The following is a 4780-nucleotide window of genomic DNA, read 5'->3' as shown; positions in this document are numbered from 1 at the left end:
GGTTTGCGCGGCCCGTGCCGGGTACGCATGGGGAAAGAGACGCTTCGCTCGCGCTGTGTCGCCCAGGGCGCCCCGAGTCACCCCACAGCACGTCTACAAAACATCACCGATCACAACGTAGCGTGATCTCTGCGCGGCCCTGACGTCGGACCCGGCCGGCGTCGTACCGGTGGGCTGTCGCATCTGGGCCCGGCGGGCGGCCACGACCTGGGGGGCGCGGGCCCCCGCAAGCGCGCGATTAAGGGAGCCAGACAGGGCTTCGAGGCTCTTGGTGGTCCTGATATCGGACATGACGGTCCTTCCAGCAACGTAGAGAGCTGAGATTCACTCTCACAGCTCTCGCTAATCGGAATCAAGAGAAAGGCGGTAAGCAGGACACATCCGCCCGAGACATCCACCGGACCCCGCTACCCGAGCCCGGCCGGAGTGCACCCACCGACACCGGGACACGATTCCGATCATGCCGGCGCCGGGACGGCGCCGCCGGGCGCCGGCGTACCGCACGGGGGCTACCGCTACTGGGCATCGATTTTCTCCTGCCCCACCATGGGAGTCGTTACGCTGATCAGGTGCCACGCAACCGCCAGGAGGTTCCCCGCGAGGAACGGATCGATGCGTTGCTCACCGTCGCCGAGGAGCAGTTCCTGGCCCGCGGGTTCGCCGGGACGTCCATCGCGGAGATCGCCCGTTCCGCCGGCATCGAACCGGGCTCCGTCTACTGGTATTTCCGGTCGAAGGACCACGCCTTCGCGGCGGTGCTGAACCGCCTGCTTGACGTTGAGGTCGACCGGATCGCAGCGTTGCCCGGAGACCCGGCGGCGAAGCTCTTCCTTGCTCTGGACTCGGTCGAGCGGCGCCGCACGCTGCATCCCTGTGTCGCCGAACGCGCCCCGCACGCCGCGCCGGTCATGGAGTACCACGAGCGGCTGCACGACTGGCTGCACGGGCTCGCGCTCGCCGCGGTGCACGACTTCGTGCCCGAACCCGATCGGGAGCTCGCGGCGGACGCGGTGGTCGCCACCATCGAGGGCGGGCTCGCCAACCCTGCGCCCTCCCGGCCGACCAGCCATCTCGTGCACTTTCTGCTCTCGGCCTTCTGCACGGACACGCCGATACCGGCAAAGCCGGAGTTCCACGGATGGATGACGCCGTTGTTCGCCCGACCGAGGCTCGGTTAGGAACCCCGACCGAGGCTCGGTCAGGAACACGACCGGCGCGCCCGCCCCGGTCCGGAGAAATCCGTCCGCGGCCCGGCGGTGGCCGCTATCACCCCGGCCGGGAGATCCACCACCGCCCACCGGTGCCCCATCCGTCGGGACGCGGTGCCAGGATTGGTCGGTGTGAGAGTTACAGCCCTGGCTGGCGGGATCGGTGGCGCCCGGTTCCTGCGCGGCGTGCTCGCGGCACTGCCGGAGGCCGACGTGACGGTAATCGGCAACACCGGCGACGACATCACGTTGCACGGACTGCGCATCTGCCCCGATCTCGACACCGTCATGTATACTCTGGGAGGCGGGATCTCGGCCGAACGGGGCTGGGGGCGCGAGGGCGAGTCGTTCGTCGTGGCCGAGGAACTCGCCGCCTACGGCGTCGGGCCGGCCTGGTTCGGACTCGGCGACCGCGACCTCGCAACCCACCTGGTGCGCACCCGGATGCTCGACGCCGGCTACTCCCTCTCGGACGTGGTCCGGGCACTGTGTGAGCGGTGGAAGCCGGGGGTACGGCTGCTGCCGATGTCGGACGAGCGGGTCGAGACCCACGTGGTGATCTCGGACGCCGACGGCCAGCGCGCGGTGCACTTCCAGGAATGGTGGCTGCGGCTGCGTGCCGCCGTGCCGGCACAGGCGATCATCCCGGTAAACGCGGAAAAGGCCAGGCCCGCGCCCGGCGTCCTGGCCGCCATCGCCGACGCGGACGTCGTACTGCTCCCCCCGTCGAATCCGGTCGTCTCGATCGGCACCATCCTCGCCGTTCCCGGGATCCGCTCGGCCGTGCACGAAACCGCGGCGCCGGTGGTCGGGGTGTCGCCGATCATCGGCGGCTCAGCCGTGCGCGGGATGGCGGACGCCTGCCTGGCCGCCATCGGCGTCGAGACCTCCGCCCAGGCGGTAGGCGTGCATTACGGCGGCCGGGGGCGCACCGCCGGGCCGGCCACCGCACCCGCCACCGCACCCGCCGCGACCGGGCACGGGACGGCCCCGCGCCCGGGAGACGGGACGGCGGACGGACTGCTCGACGGCTGGCTCGTCGACACCGCCGACGCCGGCGCGACCGTTCCCGGCGCGACCGTGGCCGCGACACCCCTGTTGATGACCGATCTGAAGGCCACGGTGGCGATCGTCCGGGCGGCTCTGGAGCTCGCCGGTGCCTGAGCGCAGCGCGGAACGGGCGCTGCGCGTGTTCCCGCTCACCGGCATCGGCGAGGTCCGTTCCGGCGACGATCTCGCCGTCCTGGTGGCCTCGGCCGTCCGGACGCACGGCCCGACACTCGCCGACGGCGATGTCGTCGTGGTCACCTCAAAGATTGTTTCGAAGGCCGAGGGACGGCTCGTCACGGTGTCCGGCGACCGCGAGGAAGCCAGACAGGCCATGATCGACAGTGAATCGGTACGCGAGGTCGCCCGGCGCGGCCCGACCCGGATCGTCGAGACGCACCACGGTTTCGTCCTCGCCAGCGCGGGGGTCGACGCGTCGAACATCGCCAAGGACTCCCTCGCCCTGCTCCCGGTGGATCCGGACGCCAGCGCCAGGCGGCTGCGGTCGGGCCTGGCCACCGTGCTCGGCGTGGATGTCGCCGTCATCGTCACCGATACCGCCGGACGGCCGTGGCGGCGCGGCCTGACCGACATGGCCATCGGGGTGGCCGGCATGGCGGCGCTGCGCAGCCACGTCGGCGACCTCGACGGCTACGGCAACGAGCTGGGGATGACCGAGGTGGCCGAGGCCGACGAGCTCGCCGCGGCCGCCGACCTCGTCAAGGGCAAGCTGGGCGCCACACCGGTGGCAGTCGTCCGCGGCTACGGCCGGCCGCCCGACGACGGCGCCGGCGGGCGGGCGCTGCTGCGTCCCGCTGGTGATGACATGTTCCGCCTCGGCACCCTCGAGGCGCGCCGGGCGGCGCTGCGCGACCGGCGCACCGTGCGGGACTTCTCCGACAGCCCGGTCGACCCGGCCGCGGTCGACCGGGCGATCGCGGCGGCACTCACCGCCCCGGCCCCGCACCACACCACACCATGGCGTTTCGTGATCGTGACCGAGCGGCACGCCGCGCTGCTCGACGCGATGGCCGAAGCCTGGGCGGACGATCTACGACGCGACGGGTTCGACGAGGCGGCCGTCGAGCGTCGGCTTCGGCGCGGCGAGGTGCTGCGGCGTGCCCCGCTGCTGATCGTTCCGATCATGCTCCTCGACGGCGCACATCCCTATCCGGACGCCCGCCGCGCCGCCGCCGAGGAGCGGATGTTCACCGTCTCCGTCGGGGCCGGGGTGCAGAACCTGCTCGTCGCCCTGGCCACGGAGGGTCTGGGGTCGTGCTGGGTGTCGTCGACGCTGTTCTGCCCGGAGGTGGTCACCCGGGTGCTCGACCTGCCGGCCGATTGGACACCGATGGGCGCGGTCGGGGTCGGGCACGCCGCCGCGCCCGCACCCGCCCGACCGGACCGCGATACCGCGGCGTTCGTCCTCCACCGCTGACCTCGTGGCCGACCGATCCCGGGTGGCCCGGCTCCGGGATGATCCGGGACGCCACGGTCACGGTGCGGCGTGGCGGAACAGGGCGTGTCCGGTGGTGTTCGGCGGGTCGGATCCATCCTGCCCGGACGACGTGGTGCAACACTTCGTAGGATCAGTTGCCGTGGGTAAGAAGAGCGTCGAACGCAACACCCGGCTCGAGCAGTTGCGCCGTGAACAGAAGCGCAGGGAACGCCGCCGCGCGCTGCTCATCTACGGGACGTCGGGGCTCGTCGCCGTCGCGCTCCTCGTCGGCATCATCATCTACAGCGTCGCGGACAGCAGATCGAAGAACGAGGCCCGCAAGGTCGGCTACGTCGCGCCGGCCTCGGCTGCCGCCACCGCGGCCGGGTGCACCGGCACGGCGAACGACCCGTTCCGCGGCTCGACGCACGTCAGCACGGCGGTCACGTACGAGGCGTCACCGCCATCCTCGGGTAACCACAACCCCGATCCCCTGCCCGACGGCATTCCCTTCTACAACCCGAACTCGGGCATCTCGGTGGAACGGGCCGTACACAACCTCGAACACGGCTTCGTGATCGGCTGGTACGACAAGAGCCTGCCGACGGATCAGGTCGACAAGCTGCGCAAGCTCGCCGCGGACGCCGGGCCGCGGTTCATCGGTGTGCCCTGGCCCCGGAGCACCTTCGTCGACAACAAGCACTTCGTCCTGACCGCCTGGGACCGCACCCAGCGCTGCTCGACGGTCTCCGCGGACGTAATCAAGGATTTCGTCACCAAGCATGCGAACCCGGACGCCGCCGGGGCCACCTGGGACTCACCGACCGCGCCGGAGTCCGGCGCGGCGGGCGGCACCCTGAACGTGACGGCGGACGGCCCCCTGGTGGATCCGGGCGCGGCCGCCTCCCCGATCCCCGGCGCGGGCACCATGTCACTGTCGCCCACCACCCCGACCCCGGCGCCCTAACCCTCTCGGCCGGGGCGGAGATGTCGGTGACGAGGCGGGCCGTGCCCAGGACGAGCGCCGTCCCGGGCACGGCCCGCCCGGCTAGCTCCAGATACCGGTGCTAGCGGGAGTTTCCTAGAT

The 4780-nt window shown here is 71.5% G+C and carries 4 protein-coding genes; all 4 read left to right on the top strand.

Features of this window, described 5'->3' with window-relative positions; genetic code table 11:
• Positions 1-569 precede the first annotated feature (569 nt).
• The 4 genes from AC08ON_RS16370 to AC08ON_RS16355 all read left to right on the top strand — a co-directional run bounded on the left by AC08ON_RS16370 (position 570) and on the right by AC08ON_RS16355 (position 4660).
• The gene (locus AC08ON_RS16370) at positions 570-1178 is read left to right on the top strand and encodes a TetR/AcrR family transcriptional regulator (RefSeq protein ID WP_035940905.1); all 609 of its coding nucleotides are present in this window, start codon (positions 570-572) and stop codon (positions 1176-1178) included.
• Between the two features lie 162 nt (positions 1179-1340).
• Positions 1341-2372 carry a 2-phospho-L-lactate transferase gene (gene cofD / locus AC08ON_RS16365; RefSeq protein ID WP_476608384.1) on the top strand — a complete coding sequence of 344 codons (1032 nt, stop codon included), beginning with the start codon at positions 1341-1343 and terminating at the stop codon, positions 2370-2372.
• Positions 2365-3693 carry a coenzyme F420-0:L-glutamate ligase gene (locus AC08ON_RS16360; protein WP_476617279.1) on the top strand — a complete coding sequence of 443 codons (1329 nt, stop codon included), beginning with the start codon at positions 2365-2367 and terminating at the stop codon, positions 3691-3693. Before cofD ends, AC08ON_RS16360 begins: the two co-directional genes overlap by 8 nt.
• 160 nt (positions 3694-3853) lie before the next feature.
• Positions 3854-4660, top strand: a complete 807-nt coding sequence (locus AC08ON_RS16355; protein ID WP_476608386.1) for a DUF3105 domain-containing protein — start codon at positions 3854-3856, stop codon at positions 4658-4660.
• Positions 4661-4780 lie beyond the last annotated feature (120 nt).

It is taken from the genome of Frankia sp. CoWAU3, assembly GCF_977971855.1.
This window is presented reverse-complemented; position numbering and strand designations above follow the sequence as displayed.